Origin of the sequence: Paraburkholderia franconis (assembly GCF_009362735.1) — a bacterium.
Classification (GTDB): Bacteria; Pseudomonadota; Gammaproteobacteria; order Burkholderiales; family Burkholderiaceae; genus Paraburkholderia; species Paraburkholderia franconis.
The window spans coordinates 1-17,108 of sequence record NZ_WHNP01000025.1; the positions used below are offsets into that span (position 1 = coordinate 1).

At 58.9% G+C, this 17,108-nt stretch carries 10 protein-coding genes and 1 pseudogene; 5 read left to right on the forward strand and 6 right to left on the reverse strand.

Annotated elements, in window-relative coordinates:
* On the forward strand, positions 1-1,172 hold a 1,172-nt coding region (locus GCT13_RS24550; RefSeq protein WP_152762514.1), incomplete at its 5' end, for an arsenic transporter.
* 592 nt (positions 1,173-1,764) lie between these two features.
* On the opposite strand, the gene GCT13_RS24555 is transcribed toward GCT13_RS24550, so the two are convergent.
* From GCT13_RS24555 to GCT13_RS24565, 3 genes are read right to left on the reverse strand one after another with little or no spacing between them, the layout of a single operon-like run.
* Complete coding sequence (locus GCT13_RS24555; protein ID WP_152762516.1) at positions 1,765-2,994, reverse strand: EAL domain-containing response regulator; 1,230 nt, start codon at positions 2,992-2,994, stop codon at positions 1,765-1,767.
* Positions 2,995-3,018: 24 nt separating this feature from the next.
* Positions 3,019-4,182, reverse strand: coding sequence for a response regulator (locus tag GCT13_RS24560; RefSeq protein ID WP_152762518.1), 1,164 nt, complete (start codon positions 4,180-4,182; stop codon positions 3,019-3,021).
* A 12-nt stretch (positions 4,183-4,194) separates the two neighbouring features.
* Entirely contained in the window at positions 4,195-8,532 is a 4,338-nt protein-coding gene (locus GCT13_RS24565) for a PAS domain S-box protein (RefSeq protein ID WP_193727749.1), read from the reverse strand.
* Positions 8,533-9,043: 511 nt separating this feature from the next.
* On the opposite strand from GCT13_RS24565, the gene GCT13_RS24570 reads away from it, so the two are divergent.
* Positions 9,044-11,062: a putative bifunctional diguanylate cyclase/phosphodiesterase gene (locus GCT13_RS24570; protein ID WP_152762521.1), complete on the forward strand. Its 2,019-nt coding sequence runs from the start codon at positions 9,044-9,046 to the stop codon at positions 11,060-11,062.
* Between the two features lie 690 nt (positions 11,063-11,752).
* On the opposite strand, the gene GCT13_RS24575 is transcribed toward GCT13_RS24570, so the two are convergent.
* Positions 11,753-12,079 (reverse strand): hypothetical protein, encoded by a 327-nt coding sequence (locus tag GCT13_RS24575; RefSeq protein ID WP_152762523.1) that lies wholly within the window; start codon positions 12,077-12,079, stop codon positions 11,753-11,755.
* A 793-nt stretch (positions 12,080-12,872) separates the two neighbouring features.
* On the opposite strand from GCT13_RS24575, the gene GCT13_RS24585 reads away from it, so the two are divergent.
* Both GCT13_RS24585 and GCT13_RS49445 read left to right on the forward strand, forming a co-directional pair.
* On the forward strand, positions 12,873-13,127 hold the full coding sequence (locus GCT13_RS24585; protein ID WP_152762525.1) for a hypothetical protein: 255 nt from the start codon (positions 12,873-12,875) through the stop codon (positions 13,125-13,127).
* A 157-nt stretch (positions 13,128-13,284) separates the two neighbouring features.
* Positions 13,285-13,395 (forward strand): annotated as a pseudogene (locus GCT13_RS49445) (alpha/beta hydrolase); the annotation flags it as partial.
* Between the two features lie 143 nt (positions 13,396-13,538).
* On the opposite strand, the gene GCT13_RS24595 reads toward GCT13_RS49445, so the two are convergent.
* Complete coding sequence (locus GCT13_RS24595) at positions 13,539-13,727, reverse strand: hypothetical protein (protein WP_152762527.1); 189 nt, start codon at positions 13,725-13,727, stop codon at positions 13,539-13,541.
* Between the two features lie 395 nt (positions 13,728-14,122).
* Positions 14,123-15,493 (reverse strand): FAD-binding oxidoreductase, encoded by a 1,371-nt coding sequence (locus GCT13_RS24600; RefSeq protein WP_152762529.1) that lies wholly within the window; start codon positions 15,491-15,493, stop codon positions 14,123-14,125.
* A gap of 846 nt (positions 15,494-16,339) precedes the next feature.
* Here GCT13_RS24600 and GCT13_RS24605 point away from each other — a divergent pair.
* Positions 16,340-16,777 carry a response regulator gene (locus tag GCT13_RS24605; protein WP_152762531.1) on the forward strand — a complete coding sequence of 146 codons (438 nt, stop codon included), beginning with the start codon at positions 16,340-16,342 and terminating at the stop codon, positions 16,775-16,777.
* Positions 16,778-17,108 lie beyond the last annotated feature (331 nt).

Sequence of the window (17,108 nt, forward strand, 5' to 3'; positions counted from 1 at the left end):
TCCCCGAAGCCATCTGGGCCGTGCTCGGCGCCCTGACGCTGTGCGTCTCGGGCAGGCTGCCGTGGCTTGAGGCCCTGCATGCCGTCGGCAAGGGCACAGACGTCTATCTGTTCCTCACCGGCATGATGCTGGCGTCAGAGTTAGCGCGCAGGGAAGGACTGTTCGACTACATGGCGGTGCTCGCTGCGCGAAAGGCAAACGGTTCGGCTACGCGCCTGTTCTTCCTGCTGTACTGTGTCGGCACGGTCGTGACTATCCTGATGTCCAACGATGCGACGGCCGTGGTCCTCACGCCGGCGGTCCTCGCTGTGGTACGGTCGGTCAGGGCCGAAAGACCACTGCCGTATCTGTACATCTGCGCATTCGTCGCGAACGCGGCGAGTTTCGTGCTGCCCATCTCGAACCCCGCGAATCTGGTCATCTTTCGCGAGCACATGCCAACGCTTGCGGCGTGGGTCGCGCACTTTGCGCTACCGTCAATGCTATCGATTGTCGTGACTTACGTTGTCCTCCGGTTCCTGCAGCGCGACTCGCTGTCACAATCCATTGGCAAGGAATCCAAACCGCCCCGTCTGTCCGGAGCGGGCCGGACCACCGGATGGGGCATCGTAACGATGGCAATCATCATGCTCGCAGCTTCAGCACTCGATGCTCCGTTGGGCTGGCCGACCTTCGCTGCGGGTATCGCGGTCTTCGTTGCTATCTGCCTGCAAAAACGGAGCGTGCTCTGGGAATATCTCACCGAGGTTTCGTGGGCCGTCCTGCCACTGGTTGCGGGTCTGTTCGTGCTCGTCGAGGCCCTTCAGCGAACGGGCGTGATCGACTGGCTCGCGCGCTCCATAAGCGAGCTGTCACTGCATTCGCACGCGGGCTGCGTATCAGGCATGATGGTCGCGCTCGTGGCCAACCTCATCAATAATCTGCCGGCTGGCCTGATTGCGGGCTCTGCCGTCGCTGCGGCCCACATGCCGGACCGGGTAACAAACGCCGTGCTGATAGGTGTTGATCTCGGACCGAACCTGTCCGTCACGGGGTCCCTCGCCACCATACTCTGGCTGACGGCACTACGACGCGAAGGCATTGTTGTGGGAGCCGTTGGATTTCTAAAGCTGGGGGTCGCCGTCATGCTGCCCGCATTCGCTGCTGCAATGGGAGCCCTCCAGTTTGCGTGACGGTAGTCGACCTCTCTGCTCCACAGGACGAGACGCCGCATGAGCGAACCGCCCGCGACCGGAACGGCGAACCCCGGGACGAGGCGCTTTGCGTAACGCATCTCAGGGCTGGATCGTCGTATGCCGGAGGATCAATGCAACCGGTAAGGGATGAGAGAGAGAGAATCTATTTCGAAGCATTGAGTTCATCGACGGGCGTCCCGACACCTCGTGACTTTTTTGCGCTCGTCCAGGCGGGTGTGTTTGGTGTGCGACGGGCCGTCGCGAGGCTGGACGACTGCCACCGACGGCGGACGTGGTACCCACCCACCCCTTTTGAACGTTGCAAACGCAACATTGCTGCCACATCCACTGCCAGAAAAAAAAGACCGACGCAACGGGCCGGTCGAAATGGCTCCTGGCATTCCGAAGGTACTACTTTCCATGAACCTGAGAGATTTGAAGTTCAGGCCTTCGCCCCTTAAGGGCGCCTTATGACCGAGGGGATATGATCAAATCAAACGTCGTTCAGTATCGTGACAGTTGCGACTGTTATGCGGCCGAGCGTGATGAGAACTCTTCCCCGTCACATGACAATGGGCGCCGCTCTTTTTTATAATTTTCCGAAACGATCTTCCCACTCGCTTAGCCAACTGGGTAATTCCTCCACCAGCATGGGTCGACCAATGAAATACCCCTGCGCACGTTCGCATTGCAGCTCACGGACATGACGCCAGTCATCGGCATCCTCAACGCCCTCCGCGACGGTAACCATTTTCAGCTGTTTCGCGAGCAGCAGACTTGCCCTGAAGATCGCATCCAGGGAATCGTCCCCCCATGCGCCGTGAACAAAGCTGCAATCGATTTTTATCTCGTCGTACTGGAAGTCGCGTAACTGAGCGAGCGATGCGTGGCCTGTGCCGAAGTCATCGATCGACAAACCGATCCGCTTCAGTTTGAGCCTCGTCAGGATGTCCAGCGAAGACAGCTGATCGCCCACCAGTCTTCTCTCCGTTATTTCCATCACCAGTCTTGACAGTGGGAAATCGGCCTTCGCCGCTGCCGCAGCCACAAAGTCCGGGAAATCCAGGCTGTTCAGATTGTCGATCGACAGATTGACGCTAAGGCGTAGTTCGTTCCCCAGAGACTGCAAGGCGGCTATCTCGTTCAGCGCCGACGGCAGGACCTCGCGAACCAGTTCGTCGACAAGATCATACTGCTCTATCAGTTCGATGAAGCCGCTGGCGCTGACGATCCCGTCACGTGGATGCCGCCATCTGACCAGTGCCTCCACGCCAATCACGGCGCCCGTCCCGACTGCCACCTGCGGCTGGTAATAGTTGACGAGTTGCCCGTCGCTGATCGCCGCTCGAAGTTCCTCCCGTTCGTATTTCGGCACCGCGGTAGCGCTTTGGACCTGCGTTGTCACTTCGGCGCGGCTCAATTGTTCCTTGAGCTGTTCGCGGGTGGCAGGCTTCGAGAGTGCCCCAAGCACGCTTAACCCTCGAGCCCGGGCGAGTCTTTCCGCACTCCGGATGATCCGCGCGTCTTCGCCGCTAATCAGGACGATATGTCCGTCATACCTCGCACCAACGAGCCGCCGCACGAACTCCACTCCGTCCATTTCCGGCATCTGCAGATCGGTGAATACGATGTCAATACCAGGGCCGCTTTCTTCAAGGACCGACAGCGCATCCTGCGCACGCTCAAACGACAATACTTCATAGCCCAGGAGCGTAAGCTGCCGTGCCAGTACCTTCAGGACGAACGGCTCATCGTCAACAACAACGATCTTCCGTTTCTCTGGCGACTGTTCCGTTCCGGAATTCGTGATCTGGTTCATTTGCAAGGTCCGCAGTAGTCAGCGTCACGACAAAGCCTGCTGCGGCAGGAAATTGCGCAGCTTGTCCAGCAGCCTGTTCCTGTCCAGCGGCTTGACGAGGAAATCGGTAGCACCGGCCCGAAGGCTGTCAACGACGATGTGCTTTTCGCTGTGTCCCGTAATCATCACGATCTGTACTTCTGAAAAGTTCGCAATGTTGCGGATGCGCCGGGTCAGTTCCACACCATTGATGTCAGGCAGACCCACGTCCATCAGAACCACGTTCGCCCGGCGTTGCCACAACAGGGTCATCGCTTCCGATCCCGATGATGCGATCAGAATGTCGATATTCTGGCCGGCCAGCAGCCGGGTGATCAGCTTCTGCTGAAAAGCATCGTCCTCGACGACAAGAACCGCAGATCGCACACGCTGCGACAGCTTCAACGCCTTGCGCACAGGTTCAAGCTGTGTCACCAGATGCTGCTCGATTTCTGTCGCTCGTTGCTGCAATCCTCCGACCGCAGTGGATAGCGATCGGATCAGATCTCCAGGGTTGCCGAGCTTCAGATGGTCCAGTTCCCGAGTAACGTCGGAAATGACGGCCGTAGCGGTTGCGTTGTGCGAGGGATCGACGGTCCGGCCCATCATCTGCTCGGCCTGCCTGACGGTCAGCCCTACCATATCGAGGTCGCGCCCGATCTGGGCAACACTTCCCCGAAGGTCGTGTTCGAGCGAGGCGAGCGAGCGAACCTGTGTCGCGAGCTCGCTCGCGGTCACCGGTGCAAGCGCTTTCTCCTTCAACCGGCGCATGGCGTGGTGAACCGCCATTTTGAGCCTCGGCGCGTCATTGGTAACCGGCCAGAAGAGAACGTAGTCGTCGAACCGCTCTTCCCTGCAAAGTTCATAGGTGCGCCAGACTTCGTTCTTGTTGCAAAGTATCAGCGTACGACAGGGGACCTCATGCGCAACAACACTTGAGCGTCTAAGGTCAGAAAAGTACCGCTGCGCGGCATCTAGCGTATCGAACGCCAGGATCAGTACAGCGGGCCGATGCGCTTCGAAATCCCCGACTGCATCTTCCGGCTTCACAGATAGCAGGACGTTATCGAACTCGTCCCCGAGAATCGATGCGACCAGGTCGGCGTCCGCCACCGAGTCGGACGCCACAAGGACCGGCGCCTGGGCCGGCAAAAAGTCCATATCGAGCATATTCTTGAATGGTTATTTCAATTCGGATTCCAGCAGCCGGGCAATCTCTCCCTTGACCGCTTCGATTGCTACGTCGAACTCCCGTACCCATGCCTGCAGGCGCGCGGAGTCGGCACTTTTACCAATTCCCTCCAGCCGCGCGCATAGATCTCCTACACCAAGGGCACCAACCGAGCGCGAGGACGATTTAAGTTTGTGCGCGACAGCGCTGGCATCCTGGCCGCGCGCGGCCATGCAGTGATCTCTCAGTTCGACGGAAAGTCGCTGGACTGAACGCAGGTATTCCCCGAGCAATTCGCGAACGACGTCCGGGTCGTCGCCGACGACGCTGCGGAGCACCGCCAGATCCAGTGTGCCCGAAGCCGGGCGCGCAGATTCGGAGATTGGCATGTTATTCACCTCAGGATGTTCTGGCTCGGCGAGATATTCATGGAGAACCGCTTTCAGACGATCAAGCTGCAGGGGCTTCGTCAGATATGCGTCCATTCCGACCGCGATAGCGCGCGTCGCCTCCCCCTGAATCGCATTGGCCGTCAGGGCGATAATAGGGCGCCTCGCACCGCGTTCTTCCGCCCTGATGGTCGTCACCAGTTCGTACCCGTCCATTTCGGGCATATGGAGATCCGTGAACATCAGCGCATATTGATGCTTTCGCCACAGCGCCAGCGCCTCCTGACCGTTGTTTGCAATCTCCGCAACATGACCGAGAATTGCCAGTTGCCTGAGTATGACCCGCTGGTTCACTTCATCGTCTTCCGCGACCAGAATGAGCTGCCCCCGTTCCCGCGCCTCGTCGACCGACAACAGCTTGCCCTTTGCAGGGCGTGCGCTGGAAGGGGAATTGTCACGGCGGAGAGCGCCTTGGGTTCGACCGAGCGCCAGGCTCGCCGCGTCGAGCAGCGGCCGGCGCTGTAGCCCGACTGCGCCGATGCTGGCGACGCGATCCCTGACGCGTTGAAGCGCCCCCCTGACCCCAGCCTTGATCCACACCTGGGCGGGAAGCAACGAGGCTGCTGCGCTGTCCGGCAAAATGTGCGCTGTGTCACTGTGGTCCGGTTCGTCCTGCACACAGAGCAGCGTACCCGATGGGAGGCGGCTCTCGCGGTCGGCAGAGTTGAATGCCTGCTCAGTGACAATCCTCGCTCCCGCGCGCTGCAGCCAGGCTGCGACGCCACTGCGGTCATAGCCGTTCCCCGCCAGGATGCACTGCACATCGCGCAGAGGCGGCGGATCAGCAGTAGGCGCGTTCGCCGGTACGTCGACCCGGAGCGAGACCGAGAATGTCGCCCCCTCGCCTGGCGCGCTCGTCACGGAAACCGTCCCGTTCATCATGTCGACAAGCCGTCGACTGATAGCGAGCCCCAGCCCTGTGCCGCCAAACCGGCGCGTCGTCGACGCTTCCGCCTGTGTAAATGGCCTGAACAGTTTCGACATCGTATCTTCCGACATCCCGATGCCATTGTCCGCCACGCTGAAAACCAGTTCGAGCGGACTCGACGTGTGCACCGCTACGCGCACCGATACCTGTCCCGCAAACCCCGGCCGGCCACCGCAAAACTTGACCGCATTGCTGATCAGGTTGCCCAGCACCTGACGCAACCGCGTTTCGTCGGTGACGACATACTCGGGAACATCGGCCTCCACGACGAGTGACAGTTCGACGCCGCGCTTCTCGGCAACGGGCAGCATCGAACTGCAAAGACTTTCAACGAGATCGAGCAGAGCGACATCCGTGAACTCGATATCAAGCTTGCCCGCCTCGATCTTTGAGAAATCCAGGATGTCGTCGATGATGACGAGCAACGAATGGGCGGACTGACGGATGGTGGAAAGCATGTCTGCCTGATCATCGCTCAGCTCTGTCTCTGCAAGCGCTTCCGTCATGCCGATCACGCCATTCATCGGTGTCCTGATTTCATGGCTCATCGCAGCCAGAAAGGCGCTCTTTGATCGCGACGCGGCTTCAGCCTCCGATCGTGCGTGCTCGAGTTGCAGGGTCGCGGTCCGGCTGTCCGTCACGTCGCGCGCCGTCGCATAGATCATTCCATCGATCGCGACTGCTCTCCAGGCGAGCCAGCGGGTCGATCCATCGCGGCACATGTACCGGTTCTCGAAGTAGTCTATTCGGTCCTGGTTCCGCCGGATCTCGGCCAGGGTAGCCTCACGGTCGTCCGGATGGACGAATTCGATGAACGGTCGGCCCGTCAGTTCCTCGGCTGACCATCCCAGCACCCTGGTAAATGCCGGATTGACGCGTCTGAAACGGCCCGTCGGCTCAGCAAGCGTGATCAGGTCGAGACTGAGCTCGAAAAACCTGTCGCGCTCGGCTTCTGCCTTCTTGCGTTCCGTGATGTCGGTCAACATGACGAGCGCGCCTGGCTTGCCGTCGATGTCGTACGGAACGGCAGTGACTTCGCAGTCAAACGAAGAACCGTCGAGCCGGATCCACTTTTCTTCGAGCGTGGGAGCCATCTCGCCGTACTGGTCCATGCGTGCGATTCGTTCCTCCACGACCGGAATCCAGTCGGGGTGGAGGAAATCATGCGGCCCCTTGCCGAGTACCTCCGCAGCCGCGCGCGCACCCAACATCTCAAGCGCCTTCGGATTCGCGAATTTGATGGTTCTGTCTTGCCCCAGGATCACGCCGTACGGCGACTGCGTAATCAGCTGCCGGTAGCGCGCCTCACTGCGGATGAGCGCCTGGTCGCTCAGGTACTGCCTGCTGACATCGCGCAGTACCATCACGACGCCATGCACATCGCCTTCGTTTCGTCGCAAAGGCGCCATGCTGATGGAAACTTTTCGCTCGTCCTCGCTCGCGGTGACAAGTACGCGCGATTCCGCCAACCGGAACAGGTGACCCGATTTCATCACCTCCTTGACCGGAAGCGCCGCATCGTCGCCTGTCGCTATGTTCCTGATGCGAAGGATCCGCTGGTAGTGCTGCCCGATGACGTCCTGCTGCCGACAGCCGGTCAGATTCTCCGCTGCGGAGTTGAAGCGTTTGATTCGCCCCTCCTCGTCGGTCGCAATGACCGCATCACCAATCGCCTGTAGCGTCGCATTCAGGTCCTGCTCGTTGTCCCGGATGCTCGTCTGCGCCGTGACGTCGCGAATTAATGCGATCGTTTGTGCAGGCGCCTCGGCTCTGCGCTCGATGCGTAGTTCGTAGACGACCGTTTCAGGCACAGCCATCCTGAACGTCTCTGCGACAGTGCACTCGTCCGGATTCCCTCGCAGTAGTGCGGCAAGGTGGCGTTCCTTGACCGGCCGGTCGCTGCCTTCATCACGCGCCAGTAACGCGCGCGCAATATCATCTGGCGTAGCATCCGTTGTTGCGGCCTTGTCCCAGCCAAGTAGCGACAGCAGGCTCGGGTTGTAACCGTCGATCCGGCCATCCGCCGAGAAGCCTACGACTGCATCCGGTATCGCCCTGAAAAGAGACTCGATGCGCTGCGCCTTCTCGATCCGTCGCAGATCGCTTTCTCGCTCCCGCCGCAAAGAGGCTTGCATTTGCCGCGAGAGCTGCCTTCTGTAAAGTTCGGCGGACAGAATCAGCAGGCTCAGCACAACACCCGCGATGACCAGTGCCGAAACCCGGGCTCGATAGATTGCAAGATAGTCAGTGACTGAAAATCCGACGACAACCGCAACCGGATAGTTTTGCAGCGTCCGGTAGGCGAACACCCGATCAATTCCATCGATTCCACTCAGACCGGTAAACGAGCCCCCGGCGCTTTGGGTCAATGCACGCCGAAGAGGACTTTTGCCTGGCAAAGGGATGTCGACGCGCGTCGAAGGCCCGCTGCGACGCACACGGATCGTCATGTCGTCCTTGCCCACGAGTTCCACGACGCCATGATCACCGACGCGCAGCGCTTCGTAGAAGTCCGTCAGATATGAGGGCGCCATTGACACGACGACTACGCCCATGAAATGGCCCTGCGCGTCGTCAATCCGACGTGATAGCTGGAGGGATGTTTTGCCACTCACCCGGCCGACCACGGATTTCCCGACATAGAGTCGCGTGGAGCGGTCCTGGATGTGCACACGAAAATGGTCACGGTCAGACAGGTCGACGGGGCGGAATCCTTCGATCGTTGAGGCGCGCAAGATTCCGCTTCTGTCGACGACCGCTACCTGCATCATGCCGTCGAGTCTGACCAGTCCGGACGCCACGTAGTCATGCAAGAGGATGTTGACCCCCTCCCGTTGTACGTGCCAGGCGATCGTTGCGGCTATTTCCTCCGCTTCGTGTAGCGAGCGATCAGAATTACCGGCTAACGCATCCGCCAGTGCCTGCGCCTGCGGTACGGCACGCGACAGTTCGGCGTGGCGGTCCCAGGCCATGAATGTGATCAGCGCAGTCCAGACGGCGATGAGCAGCGCGACCGCGAGAGTATGACTCTGCTTTTGTCGGTTTGCCCGCCCTGCATTGCAGTCACTCGGGAGAGAGCTCATTTTCCGGTAGAGCGTGGTGTGTGGAACGACGCAGACGGGCCTGCGCCCTCAGTTGGCGAAGAATGAAGAACTTTGCGTGCGACCTCGTGTCGCTGGCACGCGCGTAAAGTCTGTCAATCGTTAACGTCGTCGCAACCGGAAACTTTAGAAAAACCGGGCAACGCGATCCACGCATAGCATTCGCAAAGCGCGCGGAATCCAGCGCGCAACGCGGCTCGCGACCATGCCAAATCATCGTCACGTCCCGCTTATAGTCGGACTTTTAAAGGAATCTAAACCAGTTATCATTGGTGGATAAACACGTTCGATCAGCTTTTGGCTTCGAACATATCAATTCCGTGCCTTAAGCTCACGCCAAGAACAAAAGAGCCAGGCTGTGATACCTGAGAGAAACTGAAAGATGAAAAAGCAAACAGCAGGACATGCGAGAAACGCAGGGCCGATGCGTTTTGCATTTCCCCGATTTGTCGGATCGAAACCAGCAGTTGCGCTTAAGCAGGTGCAATACGACGCGTTCAGAACGGAATTACCCTTTCTTTATGGAATTCTGATCCTGAACGCTGTGGGATTGGCCATTACGCACAATCAGTCTGCCCCAACGTGGCTAGCGATGGATGTGCCCATTGTTCTGAGCACGGCCTGCGCATTGCGACTGGCCTACTGGTTGCGCGTGAGGTTTACGGGCTTCCCGCATCTTCCCGGGGCCGGCAACAAGGTAAGGGTCAGGCTTGGCCTGGGCGCCGGTCTCGCCATTGGGTATGCCTGCTGGGCATTCGCACTTTATCCCTACGGGAATGCATTCGCGCGGTGCCACGTCGCTGTCAGCGTGTTTGTGGCCGTGCTCGGCTGCATATTCTGCCTGACCTATATGCGTGTCCGTCTGGTGGTCGCCGGTGCGGTTTCGATAGTCCCTTTTGCGCCGATGGTTCTGTTTTCGATCGAAAGCCGCGAATACGCACTCACGGCGATCGTGACCAATCTGGCGATTATGGCTGGCGCTATGGTTTTCGTATTGCGCGGCTATTACGACCGGCTAGCAGACCTGATGCAGTCGCAGCATGACCTCGTGAAGAAGCAGCAAGAGGCAGCGTTGCTCGCCGAGGAAAATTTCCGCCTGGCGAATGTGGATGCACTGACACTTTTGCCCAATGGACAGCGCTTCCTGTCTGATCTCGATGCGCTGCTACTATCGAGGAGTGCTACGCACTCCGGTTTTGCCGTCGGTATTCTCGAGGTTGACGGCCTGAAGCCGCTTAACGATCTTTTTGGACACGAATTCAGGGACCGCGTCCTCAAGGAGATCGGACGAAGACTCTCGCTACTCACGAATCCGGATGTCATCATCGCGCGGACCGGCGATCGCGCGTTCGGGTTGCTCGTTCGCAGTAACGTGACGGCTTCGCAGCTTCAGGACATGGGAACGATGATGCGCGCGCATCTCGAACAGCCATATGAGCTGTCGGGCAGGCTGGCTCGACTTTCGGTCTCAGCTGGCTTTGCCCTGTACCCGGAGGCCGGCACCGTCGCACAACACCTGTATGAGCGTGCGGAGTTCGCCCTCCAGCATGCGAAAACCTTGCGCAACGGACGTGCAGTTGTGTTCGCGCAAAATCACGAAAACTCGATCCGGCGTGACAGCGAAATCGAGCTCCATCTCCGCAGAGCTGACCTGGAGCAGGAACTCTCGGTCCGTTTTCAGCCTATCTTTGACGTGGCGTCCAAAGGCATCGTGGCATTTGAGGCGCTCGCCCGTTGGAAGAGCCCGGTCCTGGGCGTCATTTCCCCTGTTGACTTTCTTGCAGTCGCCGAGCGCACACATCTTATTCACGCCTTGACGACCGTACTGTTGCGAAAGACCCTCGATGCCGCGGCGGCCTGGCCGCCTCAGATCCGCGTCTCGTTCAACCTGTCGGCGCGCGACCTTGGCTCTGCGGAGGCGATCGATACGATCATCAATATCGTTCTCGCAAGCGGAATCGCGCCACACCGGATCAACTTTGAAGTAACGGAAACGGCGCTCATCAACGATATTGATCGCGCCAGCGAAGCACTGCTGGCATTGAAGCGCATGGGCGCACAAGTCTATCTCGATGATTTCGGAACCGGCTATTCGAACCTCAACTATATTCATCGTCTACCAATCGATGTCGTCAAGATTGATCGCAGTTTCATCACCGACATCGCAGAACAGCAAACCGCTCAAATCGTTGTTCAAACCATAGTCGACCTGTGTCATCGCCTCTCTCTCGAGTGCATCGCAGAAGGCGTTGAAACCGTATCGCAGGTTAATGCGCTTCTGCGCGTGGGTTGTAATGTCATGCAGGGGTATTTCTTTGGCAGACCCGTGACCGGTTCAGATGTCGTTGACTCGTTTGTCTCGACTGGCTTTCTGGAGGAGCACAGCGGCTGTCAACCGTAGCCCCTGGCTAGCGGCTCCAGATATCGAGACATCATGATTGCCGTGGGAGCTGTTCAGGCGTCGCGCCTGAAGTCTCAACGCGGCGAACCCGCAACCTCCAGACGTTCCCCAGTATAGCTATCTGCTCCGGCTGTTCGGGGCCTTCCGCCCTTTACAAGATCGTCGCATACCCAACCCCGGAGTACGCCGAAATCGATCTGTTCCCGAAATTATCCGTGAGCGGCTTGATGATCTGATCGACTCCATACAAAACAGGCGTGGCGCACATCGATCGAGACTGGTTGATGACAGCACGAGCGCAGCCTGGCGGTAGCGATGCGGGAAATGATCAATGATTTTCGTTCGCAAGCCATTCAGCCAGCACCCAACTGACCAGGCCGCCTCGCATTGACAGCTTCGCGGTTGGCTGTGTTACCGACCTGACGGATAACAACGCGGTTCGCTTCATCGTACCGCCAATCAACGACGAAAATGGTCCCGCAAGCGCAAGGCTTCCTGCGTTGTGCCTGTCGTACTGTCCAAAACGCGATGCTGCTCGCGTCACAAGAAATCCAGAACAGAACCCTGAATTGCTCCGCACACGGAAGCAGATGGCCGCGTCGAGCGAAAGCGCGGCTGTGCGTGTTGACGGCATCAAAGTGTAAATGGCCCCGGCCGTTGGGCGCCGTTGGGCCGGGGCCGCCAGGCAGCTCAGTGCATTTGTCGCTTCAGGTCAGAGAGTTCCGAATGCATCGAACTGACTGCATCCCTGATCCCGGCGTCGAGACTGCCGGCCTGTTGAAAAGCGCGCTCTGCACGATCACCGATCCGTTCGAGATCATCGACGCACTGCCGGATTCGATCCTCATCCTTGGACGACATGACCTTCTTTGCCGATTTGCATTCCTTATCGAGTTCATCCACCCAGTTCATCAAGTCTGCTGGAATCGTCTTGTCGGCATGGCAGGTCCGCGATGCATCGCTGACGGTTTGCTGCAGATGGCTAAAGCGCTTCTGGATTTCGCTGGCTTGCAACATGATGCCCCCTTTTTGAACATCAGTTCCAGATGAATTCAGGCAGCAGATAACAGAGTGTTGCCCGTGCTATCGTCATTCGCCCGCTTCGGCCGGCTGCCAGCGCTGTAGCATTGCGTCAAGGCGGCACGCGAGTACGCGAAAGACGCGTTTTTAGTGTAGGTCATAATCGCTCGCCTGCGCCGAGGCGTCCCTGAGGGCCGGATCGGCTCAACGCGACCGTGACCTCGGTTCAGCGATGCGCCCTGCCGCGCGCGAAAGCTGCAAACGTGAATCACGGTTTATCTGTTGGTTATCTGCCGGGAGCCAACATCGGGACGCTGAATGCCAGTGATAAGCACTGACGATGTGCACAAGCACACCGGGCAACGAAGCGCGGTCTACCCTTCTGCTGGTTGAAAGTTTTGCGGATGCGACGTGACGAAGCGGTCGGTCGAGACAGTTATCGGCAAGTACGAGTGACATGTAATGCCAGGAACACCCGTTGCTACTTGCGGGGAGTACTAGGGATGGCCGTGGCCGTTTTGCTGGTCGACGATGATGCAAGGCTGCTCGAGGCACTTATCACGCTGGAGGGATTCCGCCTGGTCCGGGCACAGGACGGCGAAGAGGCGTGGCGCTGCGCCCGTACGGAACACCCCGTATCTGGTTGTCACTGATTGCGCGATGCCGATAGACCAACCGCGGTCAGTGTCGGGCTGACGCCGCGATCAGTTCAGGCGCCTGGAACTCCGCCAGCGCGCGGCACGCGGTGAGAAAGCACACGCCAAGGCTTGCACGATGGTCGAGAGATGTAATGGTAAAGTCTGAAGTTCATCGATTTACCTATACACGCACGCAGGGACTCAAGCGTACCTACGATGTAACGCTCAATGTTGCCAGGCTCGATTCAGGAATATTCGAGTACGTAGCATGGGTGCATTACGCAGGCGCATTCAAAGGGAATGGTCTTGTTTTTCCCCTCACGTCGAGCGATGCAGACGATGCAGCAGCTGAGGCGCGCAGCCGCATCGAGGACGATATTGAGCAGTTAGCAGGCGTGGCCGAGTGACAGTCCTCTGAAGTCACGCTTCTGGGACAGACATGGATCACGTCGCTGTGCAGACCGCACCACAGAGAGGAAACGCTGGAAACATCGCGGCGTCACAAGATCGGCCGCGCGTGGATGACCGTGTGGCTCGAACGGAACCTTCAGCCAGGCAAAGACGCTCGAATGTCCAAAGGATCTTGTGGTCGTTCCCGGCGCGACCCACCTGTTCGAAGAGCCCGGCACACTGGAAGCCGTTGCGCGGTACGCGGTGCAGTGGTTGCAGCGTTATTTCGGCGCCTACGTGCGAATCTCGATGCACAATGCAGCCCATTCTCAGATGATTTTGGACGCGGCAGGCCGGAGCACCATATCGCATGGCGCCTCCTGAATTGCTAGCCCTCTTTCACTGAGCGCCTACGAGCGAACTCCTCATCAGCGTCTCGTAATGTTGACGGCCACGATTTCGTATCCGGGGTCGGCGTGCTCGTTCGCGACTTTGTTCGCTTCCTCATACGAGAGAAAGGACGTGGCTTCCTTAATCTCCGGTGCCATGCCGATATCGCCGTCCTCTGCGGTGCAGAGAAACTTTTCACCAGTCTTCACGACGTAGACGGTCGTCATGTCTCCCTCCTTGGCTTGCAGGGGAACTTCCAGTCTAGCAGGCCGGAAGGGTTGCACACGGTTCGCTGAGTCGTTTCCGTAACGTCCTCGCGGGAGGCATTCCGCTCTCCGATTTTTTGTGCGTCATTTCATAATTCTGTTCGCAACCCATCAGTCAAATTGATGTGCCGTTATCCTCTAGCATCCCGGTCATAGCGGTTGCGTCATTGGGCATGTGCGCCCCCCTAAAGACAAAGCTCGGCGATAGACGCTTGACGTGTTTCCCTTGCACTCGGCAGGGGTTCCGACCGTTGGTTGCTGCGCCTGAACCAGCCAATCACGCGTAAAAATAACGGTCATCGGTTTCCACTGAATACCACTACGCGGCGCGGGCGCGCGAGGCCGCGCGCGTAGGTTCACGCTTTCGGGCTAATGTTCTGGTTGACTCGAAAGAGGTTATTGGGATCGTACTTCGCCTTGATCGAGGCAAGGCGCGTGTAGTTCCCGCCGTAGCTTAGTTCGACCCGGTTCCCGGCCTCGTCGGCGTCCATGAAGTTGACGTATGCGCCTTCCAGATTGAACGGGTGGACGGCCTCCCAGTAGGCACGGCCCCACGTCTTGAGTGCCTCGGCGTCCTTGGGATCCGGGCTGATCGCCGCAATTACCATCGAAAAAGACGCGTCCCGCGCGCTCCACGGCGTGGCATCCTTGGCGACCCGCCGAACGGCGCCGTCTATGGGATAAAGGTGCATCAGGCAGAAAGGAGTGGGTGCCTCGAGCGCGTTGGCGATGTGCACATCGATCGCCTCGTCAGGCAGCGCCTTGACAAAGTCCCCCTTCCAGTACCACTGCAAGCCTTTAGGAAAGAAGGGGTCGAAGAGACTGTTGATGGCAGTCCACGGCATCTCGCCCATCCAGTTGAACAGCGGCGCGGGCAGTTTCTCGAGCAGCGAGGTCATGACCTTCTTGCCTTCCTCGATTGGCCCATTGAAAGCACCGATCAGAGCACAGGCGCGCTTGTTCCAGTGCTCCCTGGGGAATGGATCGGTCGGAGGCACGGTTTTGAGGCCGACAAACAGGCCGAGTTCTTCGGGAGCGTCTGGGATGAAGTCGCGGTACATCGCTATAACTTGCCGGGCTTGCCTGGCGTCCCAGAAGATCGGACCGGCGAACACCATTTTGGCCGGGTGGGCCTGGAACAGAAAGCTTGTGACCACGCCGAAGTTACCGCCGCCCCCGCGCACTGCCCAGAAGAGGTCAATGTGCTGATCCTTGTTAGCGGTGACGAAAGAGCCGTCGGCCAGCACTACATCCACCTCCAGCAAATTATCGATGGTGAGGCCATGCTTGCGCGTGAGGTAGCCGGTACCTCCGCCCAAAGTCAGACCTGCGACGCCTGTGCTACCGACGATGCCCAGTGGTACTGCGAGGCCGAATGCGTGTGTTGCGTGATCGACATCCGCTGCAGTGCAGCCCGGATCGACACGCACGGTGCGGCTCGCAGGGTCGACACGCACGCTACGCAACTGGGACAGGTCGATGACCAGCCCACCCTCGCAACTGCCCAGACCAGGGCCGTTGTGCCCGCCTCCGCGGATTGCGAGAAGCAGTTCGTTTTCGCGCGCATAGTTGACCGCCGCTATCACGTCGGCGGCATCGGTGCAGCGCGCGATCACCTTGGGCCGCTTATCGATCATGCCGTTGTACAGCGCTCGCGCCTCATCATAGTCCTCGTCTGACGGACCGATCAGCCTGCCGCGAAATCCCTGAATCGCGAACTCGTTCATGACGCTGCCTCCTTGAACAGTTAATTCATCGCGCACCCACGCGCGACGATGCGCCGACGTATCAAGAAGCCTCGCGCCGAACTGTTGATAAGGACAATATCTGGCGCATGGAATCAAATCGGCACAGCGCACCCTATCCGGTAGCCGTTCGCGAGCTTGGCCTCGCACATCACTTGAAAAAAAGCATAGTGCTCCCACGCAAATGCCGTGAGGAACTTGCGATTGACGACACCCATAGCAAGACGAGCGGGGGCCCTGCCGAATGAAGCTCGACAAATCGGCGCCCGCTCTGTGGTCCAAAAAGCACGCCCCAGCCGGAGACTTGATCAGCGAGAGGGCTTTTAGTGTCCAGCGCAGACTCAAATGATCATTTGAATGGCCGCCGGGTCGCAACTATGCATTCGCTTGAAAGCTGACCTTCGCCGCCGCCGAAGTTGGGAATGTCGGCAAAGTGACTGCATAGCCGCCTGAGGGTGCGGTACGGCCGAATTCTGCGCACAGCTCGGCCGTCGTGTTCCGGAGTAATGCAGCCGTTCTAATGGCGGGTTGCCCCACTCGCTGAACGGCAGTTTGTGGCCGACTGTTGCCGGATGCGGTCGGTGTAATCGGACCCAAGTTGGCCGTTCGGAATGCATGGCCAGTTTAGGCCCCCATGCCAGTCGGTCGTAAGGCTCCCGGTCTGAGCGCCGCCCGACATCGGCAAAACATTCAACGACCACGCTTTCCAGATTACAACCGGGAAAATAAATCCCGATCAGACCGGCGACGAAGCGCGAATCCACCGGAGGCTGAAGCAGGTCCGCTTGTTGCTGCATTCGCTTGGACTGATCAACTGGCGATAAGTGCTTGAACCTGCCAACCTCAAAGCACGTCGTTCTGCTCGCCGAGGATGACGAGGCGATCGCACGCACATGGACAGAGGCACTGCGCCTGAACGGCTTTAAGGTCGTGTGGGCCGCCGCAGGTGAGTCCGCACTGGCGCTCGCGAAGACCGCACGTCCAGATCTTCTTCTTACCGACTGGCTCTTGCCGGAGATTGACGGAATGACGTTGCGCCGCCTGTTTCGGGAGGACCCGGCGCTCATCCACGTGCCAATCATTCTCGCTCTCGCTTCGCCGCTGGCGCTACCCGACGAATCTGCATCTGCATTACAAACTGTTTATCTCAGGAAGCCCGTCGACGTCTCGCTTCTGTGCGCGACCGTTTCCGCCCTTTTGGGTAAGGCGAGCGAGGCTGGCAAGCCGCCGGCGGTTGATGATTCAGCCGGCAAGCGATGGCCCTGAACCGATGGTGCGCGCTCCCTGCGCACGTGAATTCGTCTCGTGTTCGTGGCGGCTCGTTCGCTCATTCTCCGTATTGCTGCGACCTGTTGGAAGTGTGGCAACGCGTTGTTGGAAACCTTGTCACGTCATCCGTCATACCCGGGCGCGGGACTTACGGGTTTGCACCAATAAAACGGTAAAGGCGCGAGGCCGTTATTTGCATATAGCGGATAGGCGCCGTCGATGGACCAAACATGTGCGCGCAAACGTTTGGCGAGAAGCTCTGGTTGTCGCTGCTACCGCGGTTGGTCTGGATGTGCGTGATCCCGAGCGTCGATGTGTGGTTGTTACG

Bases quoted from the DNA above. Each gene is read 5' to 3' on its own strand.
- GCT13_RS24560 (WP_152762518.1), bottom strand. From the start codon at position 4,182: ATGCTCGATATGGACTTTTTGCCGGCCCAGGCGCCGGTCCTTGTGGCG.
- GCT13_RS24595 (WP_152762527.1), bottom strand. From the start codon at position 13,727: ATGACGACCGTCTACGTCGTGAAGACTGGTGAAAAGTTTCTCTGCACC.
- GCT13_RS24575 (WP_152762523.1), bottom strand. From the start codon at position 12,079: ATGTTGCAAGCCAGCGAAATCCAGAAGCGCTTTAGCCATCTGCAGCAA.
- GCT13_RS24600 (WP_152762529.1), bottom strand. From the start codon at position 15,493: ATGAACGAGTTCGCGATTCAGGGATTTCGCGGCAGGCTGATCGGTCCG.
- GCT13_RS24585 (WP_152762525.1), top strand. From the start codon at position 12,873: ATGGTAAAGTCTGAAGTTCATCGATTTACCTATACACGCACGCAGGGA.
- GCT13_RS24555 (WP_152762516.1), bottom strand. From the start codon at position 2,994: ATGAACCAGATCACGAATTCCGGAACGGAACAGTCGCCAGAGAAACGG.
- GCT13_RS24570 (WP_152762521.1), top strand. From the start codon at position 9,044: ATGAAAAAGCAAACAGCAGGACATGCGAGAAACGCAGGGCCGATGCGT.
- GCT13_RS24565 (WP_193727749.1), bottom strand. From the start codon at position 8,532: ATGGCCTGGGACCGCCACGCCGAACTGTCGCGTGCCGTACCGCAGGCG.